Source organism: Aminiphilus sp. (genome assembly GCF_029975095.1).
In the GTDB taxonomy this organism is placed as follows: domain Bacteria; phylum Synergistota; class Synergistia; order Synergistales; family Aminiphilaceae; genus Aminiphilus.
On the sequence record NZ_JARKPW010000171.1, the window covers coordinates 48,115 to 71,891 of the forward strand.

The 23,777-nt window shown below is 62.2% G+C and carries 24 protein-coding genes; all 24 read left to right on the forward strand.

Features of this window, described 5'->3' with window-relative positions; translation table 11 throughout:
* Nucleotides 1-38 precede the first annotated feature (38 nt).
* On the forward strand, nucleotides 39-1,925 hold the full coding sequence (locus Q1K49_RS10740; protein ID WP_300525890.1) for a hypothetical protein: 1,887 nt from the start codon (nucleotides 39-41) through the stop codon (nucleotides 1,923-1,925).
* Nucleotides 1,926-1,980: 55 nt separating this feature from the next.
* Nucleotides 1,981-3,663, forward strand: a complete 1,683-nt coding sequence (gene argS / locus Q1K49_RS10745; protein WP_300525892.1) for an arginine--tRNA ligase — start codon at nucleotides 1,981-1,983, stop codon at nucleotides 3,661-3,663.
* 1 nt (nucleotide 3,664) lies between these two features.
* The gene (locus tag Q1K49_RS10750; RefSeq protein ID WP_300525893.1) at nucleotides 3,665-3,979 is read left to right on the forward strand and encodes a septum formation initiator; all 315 of its coding nucleotides are present in this window, start codon (nucleotides 3,665-3,667) and stop codon (nucleotides 3,977-3,979) included.
* Between the two features lie 78 nt (nucleotides 3,980-4,057).
* Nucleotides 4,058-4,339, forward strand: coding sequence for a 30S ribosomal protein S6 (gene rpsF, locus Q1K49_RS10755; RefSeq protein ID WP_300525895.1), 282 nt, complete (start codon nucleotides 4,058-4,060; stop codon nucleotides 4,337-4,339).
* A gap of 10 nt (nucleotides 4,340-4,349) precedes the next feature.
* Nucleotides 4,350-4,859: a single-stranded DNA-binding protein gene (gene ssb / locus Q1K49_RS10760; protein ID WP_300525896.1), complete on the forward strand. Its 510-nt coding sequence runs from the start codon at nucleotides 4,350-4,352 to the stop codon at nucleotides 4,857-4,859.
* Between the two features lie 18 nt (nucleotides 4,860-4,877).
* The gene (rpsR, locus tag Q1K49_RS10765) at nucleotides 4,878-5,114 is read left to right on the forward strand and encodes a 30S ribosomal protein S18 (protein ID WP_029165326.1); all 237 of its coding nucleotides are present in this window, start codon (nucleotides 4,878-4,880) and stop codon (nucleotides 5,112-5,114) included.
* Nucleotides 5,115-5,182: 68 nt separating this feature from the next.
* Complete coding sequence (locus Q1K49_RS10770; protein ID WP_300525897.1) at nucleotides 5,183-6,154, forward strand: DUF2232 domain-containing protein; 972 nt, start codon at nucleotides 5,183-5,185, stop codon at nucleotides 6,152-6,154.
* A gap of 7 nt (nucleotides 6,155-6,161) precedes the next feature.
* Complete coding sequence (gene rplI / locus Q1K49_RS10775) at nucleotides 6,162-6,608, forward strand: 50S ribosomal protein L9 (protein WP_300525898.1); 447 nt, start codon at nucleotides 6,162-6,164, stop codon at nucleotides 6,606-6,608.
* Nucleotides 6,609-7,955 carry a replicative DNA helicase gene (gene dnaB, locus Q1K49_RS10780; RefSeq protein WP_300525899.1) on the forward strand — a complete coding sequence of 449 codons (1,347 nt, stop codon included), beginning with the start codon at nucleotides 6,609-6,611 and terminating at the stop codon, nucleotides 7,953-7,955. It abuts the gene before it with no gap.
* 96 nt (nucleotides 7,956-8,051) lie between these two features.
* Complete coding sequence (locus Q1K49_RS10785) at nucleotides 8,052-9,125, forward strand: ParB/RepB/Spo0J family partition protein (protein WP_300525900.1); 1,074 nt, start codon at nucleotides 8,052-8,054, stop codon at nucleotides 9,123-9,125.
* Between the two features lie 8 nt (nucleotides 9,126-9,133).
* The gene (locus tag Q1K49_RS10790; protein WP_300525901.1) at nucleotides 9,134-9,730 is read left to right on the forward strand and encodes a prepilin-type N-terminal cleavage/methylation domain-containing protein; all 597 of its coding nucleotides are present in this window, start codon (nucleotides 9,134-9,136) and stop codon (nucleotides 9,728-9,730) included.
* Nucleotides 9,705-10,688, forward strand: a complete 984-nt coding sequence (locus Q1K49_RS10795) for a type II secretion system protein GspK (RefSeq protein ID WP_300525903.1) — start codon at nucleotides 9,705-9,707, stop codon at nucleotides 10,686-10,688. The genes Q1K49_RS10790 and Q1K49_RS10795 overlap by 26 nt, the downstream gene beginning before the upstream one ends.
* 110 nt (nucleotides 10,689-10,798) lie before the next feature.
* Nucleotides 10,799-12,007 (forward strand): type II secretion system protein GspL, encoded by a 1,209-nt coding sequence (gspL, locus tag Q1K49_RS10800; protein WP_300525904.1) that lies wholly within the window; start codon nucleotides 10,799-10,801, stop codon nucleotides 12,005-12,007.
* On the forward strand, nucleotides 12,004-12,498 hold the full coding sequence (gspM, locus tag Q1K49_RS10805) for a type II secretion system protein GspM (RefSeq protein ID WP_300525905.1): 495 nt from the start codon (nucleotides 12,004-12,006) through the stop codon (nucleotides 12,496-12,498). The genes gspL and gspM overlap by 4 nt, the downstream gene beginning before the upstream one ends.
* Entirely contained in the window at nucleotides 12,495-13,094 is a 600-nt protein-coding gene (gene gspN / locus Q1K49_RS10810) for a type II secretion system protein GspN (protein WP_300525906.1), read from the forward strand. Before gspM ends, gspN begins: the two co-directional genes overlap by 4 nt.
* Complete coding sequence (gene gspC / locus Q1K49_RS10815; protein WP_300525908.1) at nucleotides 13,091-14,086, forward strand: type II secretion system protein GspC; 996 nt, start codon at nucleotides 13,091-13,093, stop codon at nucleotides 14,084-14,086. Before gspN ends, gspC begins: the two co-directional genes overlap by 4 nt.
* A complete protein-coding gene (locus Q1K49_RS10820; RefSeq protein WP_300525909.1) occupies nucleotides 14,083-14,409 on the forward strand; it encodes a type II secretion system protein in 327 nt (108 codons plus the stop codon). The genes gspC and Q1K49_RS10820 overlap by 4 nt, the downstream gene beginning before the upstream one ends.
* Nucleotides 14,410-14,426: 17 nt before the next feature.
* Nucleotides 14,427-16,439 carry a type II secretion system secretin GspD gene (gene gspD / locus Q1K49_RS10825; protein WP_300525910.1) on the forward strand — a complete coding sequence of 671 codons (2,013 nt, stop codon included), beginning with the start codon at nucleotides 14,427-14,429 and terminating at the stop codon, nucleotides 16,437-16,439.
* Between the two features lie 5 nt (nucleotides 16,440-16,444).
* The gene (locus Q1K49_RS10830; RefSeq protein WP_300525911.1) at nucleotides 16,445-17,992 is read left to right on the forward strand and encodes an ATPase, T2SS/T4P/T4SS family; all 1,548 of its coding nucleotides are present in this window, start codon (nucleotides 16,445-16,447) and stop codon (nucleotides 17,990-17,992) included.
* A gap of 5 nt (nucleotides 17,993-17,997) precedes the next feature.
* Nucleotides 17,998-19,149, forward strand: a complete 1,152-nt coding sequence (locus tag Q1K49_RS10835) for a type II secretion system F family protein (RefSeq protein WP_300525913.1) — start codon at nucleotides 17,998-18,000, stop codon at nucleotides 19,147-19,149.
* 66 nt (nucleotides 19,150-19,215) lie between these two features.
* On the forward strand, nucleotides 19,216-19,644 hold the full coding sequence (gspG, locus tag Q1K49_RS10840; RefSeq protein ID WP_300525915.1) for a type II secretion system major pseudopilin GspG: 429 nt from the start codon (nucleotides 19,216-19,218) through the stop codon (nucleotides 19,642-19,644).
* Nucleotides 19,598-20,080 carry a type II secretion system protein gene (locus Q1K49_RS10845; RefSeq protein WP_300525916.1) on the forward strand — a complete coding sequence of 161 codons (483 nt, stop codon included), beginning with the start codon at nucleotides 19,598-19,600 and terminating at the stop codon, nucleotides 20,078-20,080. Before gspG ends, Q1K49_RS10845 begins: the two co-directional genes overlap by 47 nt.
* A 262-nt stretch (nucleotides 20,081-20,342) precedes the next feature.
* Nucleotides 20,343-22,883: a Synerg-CTERM sorting domain-containing protein gene (locus tag Q1K49_RS10850; RefSeq protein WP_300525917.1), complete on the forward strand. Its 2,541-nt coding sequence runs from the start codon at nucleotides 20,343-20,345 to the stop codon at nucleotides 22,881-22,883.
* 289 nt (nucleotides 22,884-23,172) lie between these two features.
* Nucleotides 23,173-23,777 (forward strand): ATP-binding protein (locus Q1K49_RS10855; RefSeq protein WP_300525918.1); only part of this gene is annotated, 605 nt, incomplete at its 3' end.

Here is a 23,777-nt window from a genome sequence, read left to right on the forward strand (position 1 = left end):
GCGGTTTTTCAAAAGAGAGACAGGAGGAGGCGAAGTCCATGACGAGGGAGATGCGCGACAGCGCCATGGGGAGTTCCTCGACCGCTTTTTCGGCGACGGGTGTGCGTTCGCTGGAAAGAGTCCGACCGTTTTTGCTGGGGGTGCTCCTCCTGGGGATGCTGCTTCTTCCAGAGCGGGTCTTCGCCTGGAACGGTGCTCTGGAGGTGATGCGTCTCGCCCGGGAGGCGCCGGCGACGAGCGCCTTCGGGGATGCCTCCGGTATGGTCTGGCTCCGGGAAATGCGGTATCGCCTGGAGGCCAACGGTGACATGGTGCGCGAATCCCGCTGGGTGGTGCTCCTCGGACCTGGTGTGTCCGAGGAATGGCGCACCTGGCAGATTCCCGTTCCCGAGGGGGGCGACGCGTCGGTATCCGAGGCCGCGCTCTACAGCGTTCCGCTGGGACGCCTCGTGTCGCCGCTGCTGCCTCAGGAACAGGACCGGGAGGGTGTCCGCATCGTCGAGGTCCGTATTCCTCCCCTGAGCGAACAGACGGCTCTCGCCCTCGCCTACACACAGGTGTACCCGAGACGGCTCAACGTGGACGACCTGATCTGGCTCGAACTCGACCTCCCTCAATGGGAGCAGCGCTACGTGGTGGACGTGCCCCGGAACGCCGCGTTCCTCTGGGGGGGTGAGGGAGTGCCCGAACCGGGCAAAAGCGAAGCTGGGGCGGGGGATCGATATTCCTGGCTCAGCATGAACAGAACCGCCTGGAAGGGCACCAGTCTTCTCGCGAAGGAACGTCCCGCCCTGGCCTTCAGCCTCCGCAAGGGACGTTTCGAATCGCTCCGCCCTCTGGCGGAGCTGGAAACGATCACCATTCCTTCGCCTGAGGGAGGCTTCGCCCGTGCCGCGACGATGAACAACAGGACGCGGGCGGGGGAAGCTCTTCTGACCGCGATGAACACGGGAAAAACGCTCCTTTCCGGCGTTCCCTGGGACTGGGTCCGCTCCGCGGAGGAGATCCCGGGCGAAGGACCCTGGACCCCCTGGGAGCGCGTGCTGGTGCTCAAGTCCTGGCTCCGGAACGCGGGATGGAAGGCCGTGGTGTGGTGGGTGCCCGCGCTTCCGCTTGCGGAGGACGCCCCCGCCACGTCCCGGGCGTGGTTGCGTCCCGTTCTGGAATGCACCCCTCCGAACGGAGGCAGCTTCTATTGCGATCTGGGCCAGAACGTGGCCGCGGGGAACGTGCCGCCGTCCCTCCGGGGAAAGACCCTTTACCGTGCGGAGGGTCTCGGCGTGGAGAGCCGGGCTGTTCCGGGCGGAGCCCTGGAGGAGCATCGCCTTTCTCTTGAATGGATTCTCTCCATGGATCAGACCGGCATGGGCCAGGGAACCTTCGACGTGACGGTCCGGGGAGGATGGGTGGACCTTTTTTCACCCGGCGGAGTTCCTGACGGCGCACAGATTCTTTCCCTGTTGCCGCGTCCTGCGGGGGGTGCCTTTGTGTTCGGTGCGCCGGTGCTCCAGACCTATCCCTACGGCTACCGCGTCTCCTTTCCTGTGCAGGCCGCCGTGGGAATTCCAGCGCCCGGGCAGGTGCTCGTCCGCATACCGGCGGTGGAGCTGCCCTGGCTCCGTGCCCTGGAGCAGGAGCAGCTTCCCCTGCGTCTTCGTTTTCCCTTCGTGGTGGAGCAGAAGCTGGATCTCTCCCTCCCGGAGGGATACCGGGTGCTTTCCCTTCCGCCGAGCCGGGAAGGGGAGGGACGAATCGCGTTGAGGGAAACGCTCCGTTTCTCCGAGAAGCGTAATGCCGTGCTGGGGGAGACGAAGCTTGTGGTGAAGACGCAGCAGATAGATGCCTCCATGGGCGAGGCATTGAGGCAGCTTATCGCGGCGTGGGCCTCGTGGGGGAGCAAGACGCTTCCCGTCCGGGCCAGATGACGTCGAAAACCGTAAAGAACGGACACGCATGTCGCGTTGTGGAGGTGGCGAACACGTGAAGGAACTATCCCAGGTACTTGCGGAACAGATCACCGAGGCGCTGTGTCGGCTCGCCGGCGAAAAGGGGGTCTCCCCCGAGGACTTGCCCCGAGTCGCCCTCGAACGTCCGAAACGGGAAGGGCAGGGGGATTGGGCGACCAACGCGGCCATGCAGGCGGCGAAGCTCTTTGGTGAAAAGCCTCGTGATCTTGCGCAGCGCCTTGTGGACACTCTGGCCGAGGACGAGAACAGCTACGTGGAGCGGGCCGAGGTCGCCGGTCCCGGTTTCGTGAACTTTTTTCTCAATCGGCGGTGGCAGAAGGATGTCCTGGTGGAGATCTTCGGGAAAAACGAGGACTACGGAAGAAATCAAAGTGGAGCGGGGAAAAGGGTGCAGGTGGAATTTGTCAGCGCCAACCCCACGGGACCACTCCACGTGGGGCACGGACGCGGCGCCGCCGTGGGGGATGCCATGGCGGCCATCCTGGAGTTCTCCGGCTGGACCGTGGAGCGCGAATACTACATCAACGACGCGGGGCTCCAGGTGGACAATCTTGGACGTTCCGCCCAGTCCAGATACTTCGAACTCCTTGGCAAAACAGATCTCGCGCCTTTTCCCGAGGACGGCTACCACGGCGAATACGTGAAGGAGCTTTCGGCGAAGATCGTCGAGGAAGAGGGAGCGCGTTTTCTTTCCGTCCCTCTCGACGAGAGCCTCGACTTTTTTCGGGAATATGCCTGCCGGGTGATTCTCGACTCCATCCGGACCTGTCTCGAAGAGTTCGGGGTACGCTTCGATGTTTGGTTCTCCGAGAAGAGCCTCTACACCAACGATGCCGTGCCCCGCATGATCGAACGTCTTCGTGAGCGGGGATTCGCCTACGACGCGGACGGCGCGGTGTGGTTCCGTGCCACGGCCTTCGGTGACGAAAAGGACCGCGTCCTCATCCGGAGCAACGGCGCACCCACGTATTTCGCCTCGGACGTGGCCTATCACAAGGACAAGTACGACCGTGGATTCGACCTCGTCATCAATGTCTGGGGCGCTGACCATCACGGATACATTCCCCGCATGCGCGCCGCCGTGGAGGCCCTCGGGCGCGACCCCGACGATCTGCAGGTACTGCTTATCCAGATGGTGAACCTCCTGAACGGAGGCGAGCAGGTCACCATGTCCAAGCGTTCGGGACAGTTCGTCACGCTCAGTGAGATTCTCGAGGAAGTCGGCGTGGATGCCACGCGCTATTTCTTCCTCATGCGCCGGAGTGACAGTCACCTGGATTTCGACCTCCAGCTCGCCCGGAGCGCCCGTGCCGAGAATCCCGTCTACTATGCCCAGTACGCCCATGCACGGATCTGCAGCATCTTTCGGGAAGCCGAGTCCAGGGGAGTGGTTCTGCCGAGGCCGGAGGAGTTCGACGTGAACATCCTCGCGACCCCCGAAGAGGACCAGGTTCTGCGCAAGCTCGCGCTCTTTCCCGAGGAGGTGGACAAGGCGGCCCGTGAGTTTGCCCCTCACCGGATCGTCTACTACATCCACGATCTCGCCACGGCCTTCCACGCCTTCTACAACGCGCACCGGATTCTCGGCGAGGAGTCGCCGCTGCAGGAGGGGCGACTTCTCCTCGGCCAGGCCGTTCGCCTTGTTTTGGCAAACGCCCTGAAGCTCCTGGGCGTGGGTGCGCCGGAAAAAATGTGACATGCCGCGATTGCGCTGGGTTCTCCTGGCCACTGCCTTCGGACTTGCCTCGGCGGTGCTCCTCACGGCCTATGCCTTCGAGGCGGCCCGCATCGCCCGGCTCTCCCAGCAGGTGGATCAGCGCATGGACACGCTCGTGCGCATGAACAGAGAGCTTGGACGCCTCCGGGATCACATCGCCTATTACAAGACCACGGAGGGCATGGCGCGACTTGCCCGGGAACAGTTCAACCTGGCCTATCCGGACGAACGGATCTACAGATTTGTCGTGGTTTCCGGCGAGCCCCCCAAGGTCTTGCCCAGAACCGCCCCGTAACGTATAATGACTTGCTGTGTTTCCCTGCCTCTCCCCCGAAGGAGAGGCCGTCAGCCCAAAGGGAGGAGGTGAGTGGTGGTGCGGCCCTACGAGATGATGGTGCTGCTCCACCCCGACGTGGAGGATTACAACGCGTCGGTGGAGGAAGTTGCGGAAATGGTGCGTGGCCTTGGAGGAACGATCTCCAAGATCGACAGATGGGGAAAGAGGCGTCTTGCCTATCCCGTCCAAAAGAAGACCGAGGGACTCTACGCGATCTATTCGTTTACTCTCGATCCGGTTCAGGTGAAGGAGCTGGAGCGCCTTACCCGGCTCAAGAGCCAGGTGATGCGTCACATCGTGGTACTCCAGGAAAAATAGGAGGTTCCCCATGGCTCGCGGATTCAACCTGGCGGTCATCGTGGGCAATGTGGCGAGGGATCCGGAAGTTCGCTACACCGCCTCAAAACAGGCCGTCGCCAAGTTCGCGGTGGCGGTGAACCGAAAGTGGAAGGGGCAGAACGGGGAAATTCACGAAGAGGTGGATTTCATTCCCGTGAGCGCCTGGGGCTCCCAGGCGGAAAACTGTGAGAAATATCTCCGGAAGGGCAGTGCCGTGCTCGTGGAGGGGCGCATTCGCGTCAGCAGCTACGAGAAGGACGGTCAGAAACGCACCTTCACGGAGGTCGTCGCCCGAAACGTGCAGTTTCTCGGAAGCCCCCGCCGCGAGGAAGGGCAGGAGTCCCACGGCGCCCTCTCTGGTTCCTTCCGTTCCGGACAGGTGGCGAGCCTGCGCGAGAGCGGTTTCGGCGGAGAGATGGAGGGGGATTTCCCCATGGACTTCGCCGAGATCGACGGGTCCGGAACCGGAGGCGGGGAAGAGGCGGATATCCCCTTTTAAACGAAGGAGGGAAGGCACATGGCCTTTGCCAACAGAAAGCGCAACAAGCGTCGTCCCAAGGTATGCTTTTTCTGCGTGGACAAGCTTGACTCCGCGGATTACAAGGATGTGGAACGGCTGCGGAAATACATTTCCGAGCGCGGGAAGATCCTTCCCCGGAGAGTCACGGGAAACTGCGCGAAGCATCAGCGGCAGCTCACCATGGCTATCAAGCGGGCCCGCATGATGGCTCTCGTGCCCTTCACCGCCGATTAGGCGGCGTGCGCGAACCCATGGGGGAGGGGCATGTGCTCCTCCCCCATTTCTCTATCCGGAGGTGATCCATGAATCCCACCCGGGCCCTGGTCGAATCGGCACTTCTCGTGGCGCTGGCGGTGGTGCTCTTTCTGGCGAGCCATCTCCTTCCCTTTCTGGGCGTGATGGTGACGCTGCTCTGCCCCGCGCCGCTCGTCATTCTCGGATTGCGACACAATCTTCGGAGAGCTCTCGCCGGCATGGGAGTGGCGGCGTTTCTCGTCGCGGCCTTTCTGGGCCCGGTGAGCGCCCTCTTCTTCGCGCTGGGGTTCGGTGTCCTCGGCGTGGGCATCGGATGGCTCGCTCGCCGCTACCGGAACGGCGTGGAGATCATGCTCTACGGCATCCTGGTCTCCCTGGGCAGCAAGTTGCTTCTCATGCTGCTCATCACGAAGATCACCGGGCTGAACCCTTTTTCGGTGGACCCCGTGGAGATGCAGCAGGTGCTGGACAGAATGCTCGCCTCCGCCGGGGGGTGGGCGGCATCCTCCGAGGCGGTCGCCGCGTTTCGTACCCAGATGGAACAGACCCTGGGCATTCTGCCCCTTGTCTTTCCCTCTCTTCTCGTCGTGGCGGCGGGCATGGACTGCTGGCTCAGCTACGTGGTGAGCAATCTGGTGGTGCGCCGTCTGGGGATGCCCGGCATGCCCGAACTTCCGTCCTTTTCGGAGTGGCGGTTTCCCCGGAGCATTTTCTGGGCGCTTCTCGCCTCGGTGCTGCTGCTCTTTCTTTCAAAGGTCGCGGAACAGAACGGATTCGCCTCCGAGGGGGTGCGGCAGGTTGCGTTCCGCATGGGGCTCAACCTGCGGGTGTTGGTGAGCATGCTTTTTTTCGTCCAGGGCGCGTCGGTGGCCATGGCATGGCTGCGCCACAAGGGAGTGGGGATTCTCCGTTACGGGCTTCTCGCGTTGCTTCTTTTCGTCCCCTTCCTGTCACAGCTCTGTTTGCTCCTCGGCATGGCCGACATGTGGCTGGACGTGCGAACTCGGTTTCGGAGGTGACGCAACGATGAAAGTCATACTTACCAAGGATGTGTCCGGTGTGGGGAAATCGGGAGACCTGGCCGACGTGGCCGACGGCTACGGCAGGAACTATCTCATTCCCAGGGGACTCGCGGAGGAAGCCGACGCGGGAAAGATCAGGGAGTGGGAGCAGCGCCAGGAAAACCGAAAAAACAAGGCGAAGAAACAGGAGCAACAGGCTCTCGAACGTCAGCGCCATCTCCAGGGCAAGCGGGTTTCGGTGCGGGTCAGCGCGGGTGAGGGCGGCAAGCTTTTCGGAAGTGTCACCTCCGCCCAGATCGCCCAGGCTGTTTTCGCTCAGCTCGGCCAGGAGGTGGACAAGAAGGACGTGCGTCTCGGCGAGCCCATTCGGTCCTGCGGCACCTTCCCCTTTTCGATCCATCTGCACGCGGGTATCGACGTGGCCATGACGGTCTTGGTGGAGGCGGAATAAGTGGCGGATTCCCTCTTCGATCGTGTTCCGCCCCATAGCCTGGAGGCGGAACGGGCCGTGCTCGGCGCGTGCCTCCTCGACAGGGATGCGCTCCTCACCGCAACGGAGATGCTCACTCCCGAGGATTTCTACGATCTGCATCACCGCATGGGCTTCGAAATCATGGAAACCATGTCCCGGAAGGATCGTCCCGTGGATCTCCTCACGTTCTGGGAGGAGGTGGGGCGGCGCAACCTCGCGGAAAAGCTGGGCGGGCAGTCTTTCATGGCGGCCCTCGTGGACGGTGTTCCCACAACGGCGAACGTGGCCTGGCACGCGGAAATCGTGCGGGACAAAGCGGTACGCCGTCGCCTCATCCAGGCGGGAGGAGCCATTGTGCGCCTGGCTTATGCGGAGGACCGCGAACTGGGGGACATCCTGGACGAGGCGGAGCGGTCCGTCTTCGAACTGTCCCAGCGCGGCGGCGGTACACCCTTCAAGCATGTGGGGGATGTGCTGAGCACCACCTTCCAGCAGATTGAGGAAAACTTCCACCGGGGGCAGCCCGTCACGGGGACGGCCACGAGCTTTGTCGACTTCGATCGCATTACCGGCGGTCTCCAGCCGGGGAGCCTCAACATCGTCGCGGCCCGTCCCTCCATGGGGAAAACCGCCTTCGCCCTCAACGTCGCCCAGGGAGCCGCCGTGAACGGAAAGCGCCCCGTCCTCCTCTTCAGCCTGGAGATGGGAGCGGAGCAGCTCGTGCAGCGAATGCTCGGTGCCGAGGCGCGGATCAACATTCACGATCTTCGCACGGGAACCTTTCACGAGAGCGCATGGGACAGCCTTGCCGAGGCCGCAGGCCGCCTTGCCCAGGCCCCAATCTACATCGACGACAGTTCCGACCTGTCCACGCTGGAACTGCGCGCCCGGTGCCGCCGTTTCAAGGCCATGGTCCAGGAGGTCGGGCTTGTCGTCGTGGACTACCTGCAGCTCATGCGCACCCCTCGTCCGGCGGAGAGCAAGCAGCAGGAAGTGTCCGAGATCTCCCGAGCGCTCAAGGGCATCGCCCGGGAGCTGGATGTGCCCGTAGTGGCTCTCTCGCAGCTCTCCCGGGCGGTGGAGCAGCGCCAGGACAAGCGCCCCCAGCTTTCGGACCTTCGGGACAGCGGTGCCATCGAGCAGGACGCGGATCTCGTGGTACTCCTTTTTCGTCCCGGCTATTACGAGGCTGTCGCGAACCCCGATCTCGAGGACAACCGGGCGGAGATCATCGTGGCCAAACAACGTAACGGACCCACGGGGAGCGTGCACCTCGTCTTCCTCAAGGAGTACGCCCGTTTCGTCAACGCGGAGCGTCTCTTCTGAGGAAGGGGCGCCCTTTTCGAGGGTCGGCCACTTTACGGTTGACCCCGACTCGTGCAGAATGGGAGAATGCCTGCGAAGCGGGAAAGGAGGCTCTCCATGGACGTGGTCCGTTTTCTCAAGAACAGACAGGGCGGAACCGTTGTCGAGGGACCGGACGAGGCTCCCTCGGAGATGTGTCACGACAAAGGCCGGAGCATTCTGCTCCCCGTGGATCAGACCCTTGACCTTCCCGCCTCCGAAATTCCTTCCGAACCCGATCCCGCAGCTCCCGAGGCGGAACAGACCGAACGGAGTGCCGTCCAGGATGAACGTCTGCTTCTTCTCGAACTCGATGCGGTGCTGCCGAACCCGAGGCAGCCCCGTCGTCATTTTGATCCCGACGGATTGGAGGAGCTTGCCGCCTCCATCCGCGAGGTGGGGGTTCTGCAGCCCGTGCTCGTCCGGGAGACACCGGGAGGCTACGAGCTTGTCGCGGGTGAACGGCGGCTTCGCGCATCGAGAATGGCCGGAAGGAGCACCATCCCCGCCCGCGTGGTGGAGGTGACGCCCCAGGACCAGCACGTGCTCGCCCTGGTCGAGAACCTGCAGCGCCAGGATCTCTCCCCCGTGGAGGAAGCCCGTTCCCTTGCGGAGCTTCTGGAGCGGAGCGGCATGACCCAGGTGGAGCTTGCCCGGCGCATCGGGCGCTCCCAGGCGGCGGTGGCGAACAAACTCCGCCTTCTGAAGCTCGCTCTCCCCGTGCAGAAACTGATCGAAGAGGGAAAGCTCGGTGAACGCCAGGCCAGAGCCCTTGTGGGGCTTGACGAGGAGGACCAACTCCGCCTTGCCGGAGAGGCGGTGAACGAAAGCGTGACCGCCCGGGAGATGGAACGGCGCAGAAGAACTCTGGGGACGACATCCTTCGCTTCTCCGGAGCCCCTTTCGTTCTCGGGGCATGTCGAGGATGGAGAGAGCGAAGCGGCGTGCTCGCCCGCGACGGCGGAGCAGGTGTCTCTTCCCGGAGAGCCGGCCTCGGCCGGTCCCGGAGGAGAGGTGTTACGCCAGTTGGGCGAAATCGTGGAGTATCAGAAGAAAAAAGGTGTCGCCGTGACGTGGAAGGTGCACGAACTCGATCAGCGCAGCCTTGTGGTGGAACTCCGCGTGCGTTTCGTGCCTCCCAAAGCGGAGTGAACGGAAAGATGGGCCGGCGGCGGGGGTTCACACTCTTTGAGGTACTCACCGTGGTTGCCCTCGTGGCGGTCGTGTTCACCCTTGCCGGGGCGCCTCTCTTTCACGTGCTGCGCAACCTGGGCGAACTGGAGGAAGAGTACGGCCAGAAGCGGGCTTTGCGGATGGCGGCGGCGGCCATCGCGGGGGATCTGCGGGAGATGCTTCCCGCCACGGGGGACGTGTTGTTCCGGATTGCCTCCCGGGAGCGTCTCGGCGGCGTTCCCGACGATGCGGTGCTCTTTCGTACCGCGGCGCCGCTTCTCTATGGAAGTCCCATCGGGACCATCGTCTACAGAGTCGTTCGGGCGGATATCGGCAGCACGGCTCTGCCGGGATTGTACAGATGGATACTTCCTTATGTGTCGGCCAATGAAGTGGACCCGGCGAACCTGGATCCGGGAAGGGCCCAGCTGGTCCTGCCCGGTGTGGACAGCTTCCGTGTCGCCGCCTACGATCGGGGAAAGTGGGTGGATTCCTACTCGGGGCGATATCCCTTCGCTCTTCGAGTAACCCTCGGCAGGAAGGAAAAGAGCGTCACCTATGAGGACTGGCTTCCCCAACTGTAATGCTCCCGCGTCTTTCCGCAGGGGAAATCGCGGTTTCGTGCTCGTGGCGGTACTCCTCGTGGTCATGGCGTTGCTCTCGGGAGTGACCGCCTTCGCCTGGTTCGCACGAACGCAGATGCGCGCCGTGTTCTACGAACGGTTCACCCAGGAATCCCGGAGCATCGCCTATGTGCTGCTCCACAAGGTTGCGCTGGGGCTTCTGCAGGACCCGAACGCCTACGACTCGCTTCATGAACCCTGGTTTTCGGAGTATGTCTTTCCCACCGATGACGGCAAAGTCTTCTCCGTGACCATCACGCCTCTGGACGGAAAGATTCCGGTGAACGCTCTCTTTCTGCCGGATCGAAGGACGCTCCGCCGGGAGCTCAAATATCCCTGGACGCAGGTCCTCGTCACACTGGGGCGTTCCGATCTTGAGTCACTGCTCCTCGATTTTCTCGACGCGGACAAGTCCCCCCGTCTCGGGGGTGCGGAGCGGGGAGATTTTCCGAACCGTGCGCTGGCGGATCTTTCGGAACTGCGAAACTGTCCCGGCGTGGACGAAACGTTCCTGGAGGGAAACCGTGCCCTGGGGCAGCTCGGGTTCCGGGATTACTGCGACATCTGGGGAGGAGCGAAGATCAACGTCAACATGGCTCCCCGGCGCGTGCTGGAACTCCTCGACTCCGAGATGGACGACGGGGCGGCGGCGCGGATCGTCGCCGCAAGAAAGAGTGCGCCTTTCAAGAACATGAGCGATGTCAACAAGATGCTCCCCAAGGGCGCGATTCCCAGGTTGGCGGGATTGCTCGGCGTGTCGAGCGAGTATTTCCAGGTGGACATTCGGGTGCAGGAAGCGGGCGGAAGCGGCCACGCCGCGTTGTACCAGGGAGTCCTCCGGCGGGCTCAGAAGGAATGCCGCGTCGTTCTCTGGAAGGAGCGGACGGCTCTTTCGAGCGAGTCCGACCTGCGAAACTGAATCCCCTCCTCCTCGTAACCTCTTTCCTGTCGGGGCGAGGTGTTCCGGTTTGGATCTCGACGGAGGAGAAAACGAAAGAGACCGATGATCAAGGGAAGGAAGAGCGCTGTATGAGGCGACGTGCACTGGTACCCTGTCTCCGAACGGAAAACACCTATCTCCTTCCGGAAGGGGGGCGCTTCCGTGCTGTTGCGGAGCCCGATCTGTCCCGTCCCACGCTGCTCCTCGTCTCGGGAATGCAGACCCTGTCGCTGCGCCCCTTCGCCTTTCCTTTTTCCAATGTCACACGAATCCGCGAGGCGCTGCGCCTTCAGGTGCAGCCTCTCCGGAGCGGACTCGGTGACGTGGAAATTCTTCCCCTCGTGGTCGAAGGCGGAGGCAAAGGGGCTCGCGGTGTGGCGTGGATTCTTTCCCGAAAGGATTTCGTGCGTCTCGGAGAACGGGTCGACCGGAACCAGTCCGTCACGGTCTGGCCCGCTCCCCTCGCCTTCGCCGCCGATGCGGGAGAGGACGGCGCCGTGGTCTGGGCCGACGAGGAAAACCTTTGTTCTCTCCTCTTTCAGGAAGGAATTCCCGTTCTCTATCGCTGGCGCCCCCGGGAAGAACACCCCCCGGACGAGGAGGAAGCGTGGCTCCGGAAGTACTGCGGTGCCGCAGGGCGAGAGATACCGCGCCTGATCCGTTTCGACGCTCGGGAACAGCCGGAGGAAGCGGCGGGTGCCCTTTTCGCCGCAGCGGAGCGCACGCTCGCGGCGTTTCCGTCCCTGGCGGAGTTCAGTGTGTCCTCCCGGGGAGTCGATGCGGCCCTCGTCACGGATCGCCTGCTGGTTCTCTGGAGACGGACGCTGCTCGCGGCGACCCTTCTGGGGCTCCTCTTCGCCGCCGGAGCCCGGCTTTCCCTGCGGGAGGGAGAACTCTATCTCGACAGGCTCCGTACCAGTGCCGTCACGGCCTACCGTTCCGTTTTCGGAGACGGCCCCGTGAACGATCCGCTCAGTCAGGCAAGGGCCCGGCTCGTGCAGGCCCAGGGAACGGGAAAGAGCGTGCAGTTGGCGGATCTCATCGCCCTCCTCGGCGAAGCCTGGGAGGCGACGGAAGGGAAGGACATCCTCCTGGAGACATTGCGCTACGGAGAAGACGGAGCGGAGATCATCGGTTCCGCCGCAACGGTGGAGGCGATCCAGGCGTTTCAGCGGCAATGCGCCGCTCTCGGCGCGAAGAACGCCTCGTCGAGGATGGAGACGCAACTCGGGGACATTTCCCAGGCGCCGGGGGGCGGCCTTCGTTTCACCATGACAGTGAGGTGGTCCGCATCATGAAGGGGATGAGTTTCGGGAATGTTCTGACCCGATTCGGCGAGGGGTTCAAAGATTCCCGCGTCTCCCTGTTGGTTGCCCTTCTCTGTCTTCTCGTGTGGAGCGCCGGATTTCTGTGGCGTGCCGACGCCAAGAGCGTGGATGCCCGTGCGGCGGTGCAGGAAGGGCGTTTTCTTCAGCTGATGCGCACACTTTCCCAGTATCAGGCCCTTCCTCACAAAGAGGAGAAAAAGGAGATTTCCGCCGTGGATGCCCTGGGAGCACTCTCCCGGATGCTCGACCGCCTTGCCCTGCGGGATCGCGTCGCGCAGTTCGCCTCCTCCGGAACGGGCATCGCCGTGCAGGTGGAACGCCTTTACGGAGAAGAGCTTGGACGTCTGCTCCAGGAACTCGGCGCGGAAGGGTTCTCCATTCGCTCCGCGGAACTGAAGGTGCTTCCCTCCGGAGGGGAGAAGCTCTACCTTCTTTCTCTTCTCGTGGGGGTGGGGCAATGACCCGTCGGCTTTCTTCCGTTCTTTACGGAGGGGGTTTGTTTCTCATCGCCCTCCTCGCTCTCTGGGTGCACTTCCCCTGGGAGGGAGCGGCCCGGTATGCCCTGGCCCGTACCACCCCGCGACTGGCCGAACAGGGGTTCGCGCTTCTTTACGACGATATCGTCGTGGAGGGCAGAATGTTCCCCCGCTTCACCTTCGTCAACCTTTCCCTTGCATCGCCGCTCCTCACTCTCCGGGAGGGGAGGCTGGTCGTGACGCCTCATCCGACGGCTTCGTTTCTGGAGCGACGGGGCGTCTGTGCCGTCTCTCTTTCGGGGGGCGACATGCGCATGCTCGGCGGCAAAGGGGCCGCCTGGCGCAGCGGTTCCTTCCGTCTTGTCGCGGGAAGCGGCGGTGTCGCGCTGGAACAGGTGGACATCAAGGGTGAGTTTGCGGCGTCCGGGTACATTGCCGTTTCGCCCGCGACGGCGAAGATCACCAAGGCGGACCTGCGCCTCAAGATCCCGGCCGAGCTGGATCCCGCGCTGAATGCGCTCACGTCGCTTCTTCCCCTTGCCCGGGAGGGATCGGCGGGAGAATGGAGGGTGCACCGATGAAGGCTCTGCTGCGGGATCGGTTTCTTTCCTTCGGCGGCGGAGATCTCGTCGTCTCTCCCCGTACCGTGGGCATTCTCGAAAAAACCCTGCCCTGGGTGCTGGGGGCGCTTTGTGCCTGGATCGTCGGCTGGTTTTGCGCTACCCTGCTGGGGCTCTTTCTGCAGCATCAGGTGATGGAGAGCCGCATAGCCACGGTGATCCGCGCTGCTTCGGCATCGGACTCGGGAAGTGGTGTCGTTCCCGTTCCGGAAGGAATGCGTCTCTTCGTCGCCCGCTCTCCCTTCGGTGTCGCTTCAGGCAGTGCGCGTTCCGACGAAAAAGCGGCGTCGTCTGAAAAACCCGCGGAGGAAAGAGCGGCGCCGGTTGCGGACATCGGGAAAATTTCTCTTGTCGGGACCATGCCTCCCGTGGCGGCCTGGCTCGTCGGTCCCGGGGGAACGTCCCTCGTGCTTCAGGGACAGCGCGTGGAAGGATGGCTTCTGCGGCGCGTCGCCAAGAACAGCGTTCTGCTCGCCGCAGGCGAGGAGGAACACGAACTCTTCTTCCGCGTGCTCGACGGAGGCGGGCAGATTCCCTCCAAACCGGCATCGAAAGAGCGGGCTGCGGACGCTCCGACGCCGCCTCCGGCGGAGTCCTCTTCCACTGCGGAAAACCTCACTCCCGCCGCGCCGGGTCAGGAGGGAATCATCGCCCGGGACACGGTGAACGAGCTTCTGCTCAACCCCTTCGACGAATTGAAGAAGGTCCGGCTGGTGCCGAAGATCACCGACGGCGTTGCCGCAGGAATAGAGGTTCGGAACATCGAGAAGAACAGTATCCTCTTTGCCCTGGGCGTCCGCCCCGGTGACGTCATTCAGGGGGTGAACGGCATTCCCATCAGCAACATGGGCGACGTGGCCAACGCCATCAACTCCCTCATGGGAGGCGAGCGGTTCGAGGTGAGCGTGGTCCGCAAAGACGAACCGGTGCAGCTCAACTACGTGGTCCGATGAGACGGGGGGGGTTCACGCTGCTGGAGGTCCTTGTTGCGGTGACCATCCTGGGGCTTGCCGCCACGGGAGCGCTCCGCCTCGCCATGATCTCCCAGAAGGCCGTCGCCGAGGTGGTGTTCCAGCGGGAGCTTCTCGACCAGGCCAGGGCGCTTCAGATCCTTTTTCTCGGCGGTGAGAGCGTTCCCGACGAGAGCGCCAGCGGCGATCTTTCCTGGCGGATCGAGAAGGTCGACCAGAGCGTGATGAACGACCTGACGACGATTCAGTTCCGAAAGCTTCACGTGACCTACAGGGACAGATCCGTTCTGTTCTATCTGCCGTAAACAGCGGGGGGAAGACGATGACGAACCGAGAGAGACATTGCGACACGAAAGGCCAGCTGGTCCGAATCGTTGCGGGGGTCCTTCTGGCGGGAGTGCTGTCGATGCTCTGTTTCAGCGATGCCTTCGCGCAGGAGGCCCAGCCCGCACCCAACGGAAACGGCGCCAACCCCCAGGACGAACTGAACCTTGTCGAGGCGGCGCGGATGATGCGGGAAAGCGGCCGGGTGCAGTTCAACTTCAAGGATTTGGAATTGGTGAAATTTCTCCGGTTCATGTCGGAGCTTCTGGAGGAGAATATCGTCGTGGACCCCAACCTCAAGGGGAACGTCACGCTTCTCTCCCAGCGCCCCGTCTCTCTCAAGGAGGCGCGGCAGGTGATGATCTCCGTTCTGGAGATGAACGGTCTCGCCCTCGTTCCTCAGACAGGATACACCAAGGTTGCCAATGCCCAGCGGGTGGGAGCCACGGCGGATCCCGTCGTCCGCAAGGGGCGGGTCGGTCCCGGCCTGGGAGAACAGAACGTCACCCAAGTGGTGCCCCTCGACTACGTTTCGGCGGGATTCGTCCTCAAGGCCATTCAGCCCAATGTCCCCACCGTCACCGTGACGCCCCTTGATTCCGGCACGGGCATCGTGCTCGTGGGGCGTGCCACGGATGTGCAGAAGGCCATCGGCATCATTCATGCGCTCGATGTCGCGGACAGTTCCAGAGTTACCCGAGTGATCACCTTGGGGCACATTCCTCCCAGCACGCTCGTCAATTACCTGAACATCATCTCCCAACAGGCCAATTCCTCTCTCTTCGGCGTGGTGGCCGTGGCGGACGATGCGCGCAAGACTCTCGTCGTGGTCCACGACCCCAAGGGAGCAAAGGAGCTTGACGACCTTGTGACCCGTCTCGACGTTCCCAGCGTGGAAGGCGAGTTCCACGTGTACCAGCTCCAGAACGCCGGAGCCAAGGACGTGGCGGAGAAACTCGGCCAGCTTCTCGCCATGGCCGCGGGCATGCAGGCGGACCAGCAGGGCAAGCTCCCCACCGTTGCCGTGGCGGACGAGCCCAACAATACGGTCATCTTTGCCGCATCCTCCCAGCGGTATGAATCCATCGTGAAGATTCTGGATCAGCTCGACCGGCGCCCCAAGCAGGTGCTCATCCGCGGTCTTGTGGCGGAGGTGAACATGACCAAACTGGACAACGCCGGCGTGGACTGGTCCACCTGGGGTGGTTCCGTCACGGGAGACGCCATCATCGGCGGCCAGCTCAGCATGGGCGATACGGCCATTCCGGACACGTTTCTGGAGTGGTTCCAGAACCTCACCAAGGTGGAGAGTATCTACACAGACAGCAGCGGCAACGATCATGTCATAACCAGTTACGAAGGCAAAGGACTTGTCTTCGCCTACGTGAATCTCCTCAAGAAATTCGACGCCATCAACGTTCTCTCCATGCCGCGGGTGCTCTGCACCGACAGTGTTCCCGCCTCCCTGCAGGTGGGACAGGTCATTCCCCAGCTCAAATCCAAGACCTCCGACACGTCCAATCCTTCGGCGGTGCAGAACAGCTACGAGTACAAGGACACGGGCCTCATCCTGAAGGTTACGCCCAGAGTCCGGAGCAACAATCTGGTAGTGCTCGAGATCGAGCAGGTCGTGGAGGACGTGCTCACCTCCATGGCATCGGAGCGCCCCGTGACGACCAAAAGGGAGATCAAGACCTCCATCACCGTGGAGGACGGGCAGACGGTCATCCTGGGTGGATTGATGAAGGAGGCGGAAAAATCGCTGCGCCAGCGCGTTCCCGGCCTGTCCTACATTCCGCTGATCGGTAATCTCTTCCAGCGCACGGTGAAGCAGAAGGAAAAAGTGGATCTCATGGTTTTTCTCACTCCCTACATCGTGGAGGAGCCCGGCGAACTGAGTTCCATCACCCGGGAGGTGGCCGAATCGGGGGACCTGCAGCTCTCTCCCCACGAGGACGCGGTGCAGAAGCGGTTCGAGCAGCTCTATCGGGAAGCGGTGAAGAAGCAGTGACGGAGGTGACGAAAGCGTTTTCGCAGGAAGAACGCGTCGTAACGGCGGAAGGAACGGTGGCCGCGTCCGTCACGCCAATGCTCCTTCCCGGGCCTGAGCAGATCAGGGCGCTGTTGCCACCGTCCCTGAGCCTGGATTCGCTCCGCCAGTTCGGTATTTTGCCCATCCGCACTTCCGGAGATCTTCTCGTCGTGGCCATCTCTTCGCTGGAGCAGTATGCCACGGCCCAGATCCTCGGGGCGTTTCTCAACCGTTCCGTGGAGGTGGAACTCCATCCCCAGGAACGCATCGCCGAGCTGATCCGGGCGCTCTACGACATGCGGAGCTCCCTCGGAGAGGAGACCACCGGCGCCATCGAGGCCGTGGAGGATCTGTCGGATCTCGTCCGGGAGGACGTGCTCTCCGATTCCGTGGATGCGCCGGTCATCCGGCTCGTGAACGGCGTGATCCAGGAGGCGATCCGCGAACGGGCCACGGACATCCATATCGAACCCTTCGAGGACAGCCTGGTCATCCGCTACCGCATCGACGGGGTGCTCCTGGAAAAACTCCGCCTTCCCAAGGGGCATCAGGCTCCCCTGACGAGCCGGATCAAGGTCATGGCTCGCATGGACATCGCCGAGCGCTTCATTCCCCAGGACGGGCGCATCGGCATCTCTCTGGGTGACAGGGACGTGGACATTCGCGTGGGAAGTGTCCCTACCCAGCACGGAGAACGCCTGGCTCTCCGCATTCTCGACAAGGCCCAGGGGCTTCTCTCCCTGGAGGATCTCGGCATGGCGGAAGAGGAGCGCATCTCCCTGGAATCGCTCATCGCCCGTCCCTACGGCATGATTCTTCTCACCGGCCCCACGGGGTCGGGAAAGACCACCACACTCTACGCCATGCTCCGGACCCTGGCCCGCCCCGAGGTGAACGTCATCACCGTGGAGGACCCCGTGGAGTACGATCTCCCCGGCGTGGCCCAGATCCAGGTCAATGAGAAGGCGGGAGTCACCTTCGCCTCGGCGCTGCGCTCCATTCTGCGCCAGGACCCGGATATCGTCATGGTGGGAGAGATGCGGGATTTCGAGACCGCCCACATCGGTGTCCAGGCATCCCTCACGGGGCACTTGGTTCTCTCGACGCTGCACACCAATGACAGCACCAGCGCCGTCACCCGCCTTACAGACATGGGCATCGAGCCCTACCTGGTCTCGGGATCGCTCATCGGCGTGGTGGCCCAGCGCCTTGTGCGGCGCATCTGTCCCAAGTGCCGCGAGGAAACCTCCGTGCCATCCCTGCTTGCCCGGAGAGGGCTCGAAAAGGCCTGGAGGGGGCACGGATGTGACCATTGCCGAAACACGGGATATCGTGGGCGCGTTGGCCTTTACGAACAATTCGTGGTAGACGGCGAGATGCAGGAGGCCATCGCCGCGTCGCGCCCGGGTGGAGCCCTGCGGACACTGGCCAGGGAAAAGGGATTGCGCACTCTCTGGGAACTGGGCTTCGCCAAGGTGAGCGCAGGACTGACCACGCCGGAGGAACTGCTCCGGGTGGCAGGAGAGGCCTGAGCGTCGTGCCCGTCTTTCGCTACACCGCCTACGACGGCGCCGGCAGGTCCAAACAGGGCACACTGGAGGCCTCTTCCCAGGCCGGAGCGGTGTTTCAGCTCGAAGGACGAGGGCTTGTCGTGGTCTCCATCGCCCAGGAACAGGCCACGAAAAAAAAGCGTCTCCGGCGCCTTTCCCTGGAAGGGCACGTCTTCTTCTGCAAGAGTCTCGCTTCCTATTTAAAAGGAGGGCTCACCCTCACGGATGCGCTGAAACTTCTTTCCCGCCAGTCTCCGGATCGGGCCGTGGCCGCCGTGTACGGTGAACTGCTGGAGAGTGTCCAGGCGGGGCGCAAGGTTTCCGCGGGCATGCGCGATCTCGGCGTTTTCCGGGATGGGCTCGTGGGCATCGTCGAATCCGGCGAGAACGGGGGTGCCCTTCCCACGGTGTTAGACAAGGCCGCATCTCTCTATCGGCTGGAACTCTCCCTCCGCCGCAAGGTTCGTGGGGCGCTCACCTATCCGCTGGTGATGCTCCTGGTGGGCGGGGCTGTCGTGACCTTTCTCCTTTCCTACGTGGTGCCCAAGATGACCGAACTCTTCGCCGAGATCGGGCAGACCCTTCCCCTGCCCACGCGAATTCTTCTCGCCATCTCCGGCTTCGCCCGGGAGTGGTTTCTTCCCCTTACGCTGGCGGGAGCGCTCTTGGGTTTTCTCTTCCGGCGCCGCCTGGCCCGCATTCCCGTGCCGTTTCTGAGGGGCTTGCAGGAGCGTATCGCCCTCTCCCTGGTCTTCTCCCATCTGGCGACGCTGTGCGATGCGGGAATTCCCCTCGTGCAGGGGCTTCAGCTCGCCGCCTCCATGGACCGGAACAGCGAACGATGGCGCACCGTGGCGGATCTCGTCAAGGGAGGGCTGCGTTTTGCAGCAGCGCTCGAGAAGAGCGGTGCCTTTGCGGAAGAAGTCGTCTACATGGTCCGGGTGGGCGAAATGGGGGGTGAACTCGCCGAGGCATTGCGCCGCACGGGAGAGAACGCCTGGGAGATCGCGGAAGAGCAGATGGAGCGCTTGACGAACCTCCTCGAACCGATTATGGTCGTTGCCATGGGGGGCATGGTGGGTTTTGTCGTCGTCGCCGTTCTGCTTCCTATTTTTGATATTTCCACATTTGTTAAATGAAGAGTGGCATTGGATACGCTCCTGTGGTACAATGCCCCGAGACCACTATCTTGGAGGTGCTTTGCTTTGGCGCATCGACGCGCACGCAGGCCGGGGTTCACCCTGGTGGAGGTCATGGTCGTGGTGGTCATTCTGGGGCTGCTCGCCACATTGGTGGTGCCCCGCGTGATGGGACAGGGCGAACAGGCCCGGCGCACCGCCGCGAGCGTGCAGATCAAGGAGATCGAGCAGGCTCTGGATCTCTTCCGTCTCGACAACGGTTTTTATCCCACCACGGAACAGGGCATCACCGCCCTTGTGACCAAGCCATCCCTCGCCCCGGAGCCCAAAAACTGGCGTTCCGGCGGCTATCTCAAGAAGGTTCCCGTCGACCCCTGGGGCAATTCCTACCTCTATCGCAATCCCGGTGATCACGGTGAGATCGACCTGCTCTCCCTGGGGCCCGACGGTGTGGAGGGAGGAGAGGGAAACAACGCGGACATCACGAACTGGTAACCTGTCGTCCCGGGGATTCACTCTCCTCGAACTTGCGGTGGTGCTGGGCATTCTGTCGGTTCTCGCGCTGGTGGTGATTCCCCGCGTCCTTGCCCGTACCGAGCCGGACGCCCGGCTGCTGCAGCGCTTGCTCTGGGAGGCGGCGGACCGCGCCGGCGAATTTCGGGTGGTGCGGCTTTCCGTCGAGAGTGGGCGCATCACGGCGGCGATTTCCGCCGGGGAGGGAAGTGGCAAAGAAGAGGAGTGGCGACCGCTCCCGATGCAGTGGATCCCCGAAGGGGCGGACTGGCGGGCGGAGCCCGCCTCCTGTTATGTCGCCCCGGACGGGAGTTCCTCGCCCTGGCGGATCGAGAGGGGGCAGGATCGGGAAAGAATGAGCTGGCTCGTTGCCGTGACGGGACTTGTGTTGCAGGAAGGAAACACCGGAAAGAATTGACGAAAAGCGCAAGAAAAGGTAGTATCTGGAGGTGCTTTCGGGCTTGATCGGCCCAAAGGATGATGGTAGAATCCACGCAAAATCCACGCTCCCTCAGGCTCGGAGCTTGCGTGGAGAGAAAACGGACAGGACAGCACAGCAGGAAATGGCCTTATAGCTTCCGAGGGGGTGGTGCGGAGCGAAGAACTGGGTAAGGCAAGGCGGTTTTACGGAACGCAGCGGAATCGTCTTTAGGGCAAGAACATGGAAGGAGTGGTAGTGAGTGAAAAGGACGCAGGCAATCTTCATGGCAGTAGCTCTTTGCCTTGCATTGCTCGTCAGCGGGACCGCGTTCGCCGCGGTCACTGTGCCAGGCCCCTTCAAAAACACGACGAACAATACAGATGTGACGTTCGGTCAGTATGACTCTCTGGTTAAGCAGGTGGATTTCCTGAGTAGTACTGATGCAATCCCTACGCTCGTCGTCAGCCATGACCGTATTTATGTGAGCTACGACCACGCGGGAGCCCTTGATGTGACTTCTACTGATTTCATTTTCATCAGGGCAACGCAGACGAATCAGGAAGCCGGCAAAAAGCAGTTGTTTAATATCAGTGCTGACTACAACAACTGGGGCATGGTTTCTGTCGACAAGGTTTCCCTTGATCTGCAGCTTGCTGGCTCCACTTATACGGAATTCGACTGGGGCACAAAGGGTGTGCGTCATATTATGGTGACGTCAGCCGATTCTGTCTCCGAAGATATTCCGTTGCGATGGCTTGTGTGCTGCCCCACTGAATGCGATCAGATCTACAAGAACAAGTTGATCGTTGAGGTGTGGAGTGCTGACCAGGGTGCTGACCCGGCAGGCATTATTACCACTGTTTCTGCCGACATCTACGTTTATATTCCCTGTGAGGGATATGACAAGCGGTGGCAGTTCCTGCCCACCACTGAGGATCCCTATCTCACCTATGCCCACAAGGACGACATGGTCATCTTCGACAAGGCCATCGGGACCACGGGGCATGCCGCTCTGAAGCACACTCTCGACCTCGGACCCTTCGTCGTCGAGATGGACAAGACGGCGACCTTCCAGCGCGACTGGGTTGTCGAGTCCCTCTACAACAAGTTCCCCTACTATGCCGCCGCTGTCGACGGTACGGTGGAACCCCTGGGGACAAACTCCCACGACTGGCTTGTCGTGGCCGAATTCCCCTCGTTTACGGCTACGTCCTACAAGCAGCGTTTCATGTATCAGTTTGATACGTTGCTCGCACCGTTCGATCCGAATATTCTTGTTGACGAGCCCGCAGCGCCCATCGCGACCTGGAATGGTGACGGCGATGTCGTGCAGTATCTTGCGCTGAACGATCGTCCTGCATTCACGATTGACGGTGCTAACCCGAAGGATCTGGCGCCCGGCATGTCCATGTATTTCGGTCTCCCGGCCCTTTCCTTCGACAATCACCCCCGCTACATGGTGTACGCGAACTTCAACTACGAGTGGAAAGAGCTCGTGGAGCGCTTCTGCCAGACCACCGTTATGGATCCCCAGATCTGGATCGAGACGGAGTGCATCGATTTCACCAATACCGATGACCCCTGTGCTGGCGCGGGCAAGATCTTCAAGCTCCACGGCATGACCTTCGAGTCCGCTGTGAAGGCCAAAGTCGCCGAGGCCATGGGCCTTGCCGTTTCGGATCTCTTCGATGTGTGCGTCGAGGCCTGCGAGCCCACCACGACGCTCGATTGCAACCTGCTCCGGGTCATCCCCAATCCGCCCGCAGCCGACACGGTTGTCTTCAAGGCCGCCAATTTCACCATCACGCCCAAGTCCGACAGCGTGCCCGAAGGCAAGGAACTCATTTCTCCGCTGCGCGTCGCGGTGTACTTCAAACGGTCCGAGATCGCTCTGAAGGCCGCTTCCGTTGCAACCGCTCTTGACGATGCGTTCGCGACCGTTCCCGATGTCAACCGCGGTCCCGTGGATGCCCTCTTCGATGTGCTTACCCTTGGCAAGCAGATCGACAAGGACGACGCCGCATCCTGGAAGAACCTCAAGACCATCGCGGTCAATGCCGGCACTCCCATGGGCCTCAAGAACTTCTTCCGCTTCTGGCCCTCCAGCGGTAAAGACATGTCCGTGAAGGACGCTTGGGCTGCCGACGAAGAGATGGAACTCGCCTTCTACGTCGTGTTCGCCGACGGCGTGCCTGCGGATGGCGAGTACGTGAAGGCCCTTGACGGCTACTTCGTGATCTATGACGGCGTGGCTGACAAGATCATCACCGACCCGCTCGCACTCATGACCCCCTGGTCCACGATTACCCCAACGCCCGCCGAAGGCGTTGCGTACAAGGGACTTGTGGAGCCCTTCACCCAGGAAGCACTTTCCGACGAGGAGAAGGCTGCTGCCGAAGAGAAGCTCCCCGAGGGTAAGGTGTGCAGCAGTACTCTCGGAGCCGACACGGTTGCAGGCGATCTCGCTGACGGTGGCACCAGTGCCGTTGTCGAAGTCACCGCTTACTCCTCTTACTCCGTGATCGCTATGAAGACGGACGGCACGTGGGAAGCCCTTGCGCTCCCGACCGCCAGCGACTTTGCGCTCGCAGCGGTTGACGAGTACGAGATCGCCGACGGCGGCGACTACGACCTCAGCGACGAGGCCGGCAAGGTGGAGTTCAAGGTTGCCGTCTGCAAGCTGGCCGACGCTCCCACGCCCACCACTGGCGGTGGCGGCGGTGGTGGCGGTTGCAACGCGGGCTTCGCTCCTCTGGCCCTGCTGCTTCTCGCACCTCTCGCGGTTCTGTTGAAGAAGTAGTCCGCGAATCGGCAACACGCTCTATCCTGTAACACCACGGGAGAGCCCCTCGGGGCTCTCCCGTTTTTTTCGGGATCCCGTTTCGTCCGGTCTTCGTTGTAGAATGGAACTGTGCCCGGGCGGGAGAAAGATGACGTACGGTAGCCTTGCAACAGTGGGCAAAGCACCTCTTTTCGGAACGGGAGGATGACTCCCGGAGGTTCGCCGAACAGAACGCTCTCGTCACTGGTCCATTTGGTCGTGGATTTCCCGTGCCATACATTCTGTGTTCCCGTAAGGAGGAATATCCATGTCGCGCAGCTTCTGCACCGAAGGCCCCATCGACAAGGAGCGGAACTACTACGTCCCCCGCACGGAACTGCTCGCGGTGGGGCTGAAGAAAGTTGAGGAATGGCGGTATTTCACCCTCACCGCCCCGCGCCAGAGCGGCAAGAGCACCTACTTCCAGTTTCTCGCGGAGGAACTGCTCATGCCCGGCAGCGGCATACTTCCCCTGTGGCTTTCCTTCGAATCCTTCTGGCAGAAGACTCCGGAGACCTTTCTTGAGGCGGTCAAAATCCAGACGGACCTCCGCCTGGCCCAATACGGCAGGAGTGAACGCCTTTCCCTTCCCAAGGATGTGGACCAGCTCGCCGAATCGTGGCGACGACTCTCCGAGGAGACCGGCCGGGATCTCGTCCTCGTCGTGGATGAAATGGAGGGACTGCAGAACCTTCCCCTGCTCAACGCTTTTCTGCACACCCTCCGCAGGACCTACCACGACCGCAGAAACTACCGTCTCCGGAGCGTCATTCTGGTGGGCGTGTCGAACATCACGGGGATCCTCCAGAGCACCGCGAGCCCCTTCAACATCGCCGAGCAGATCACCATCCCCTACTTCACCCGGGAGGAGAC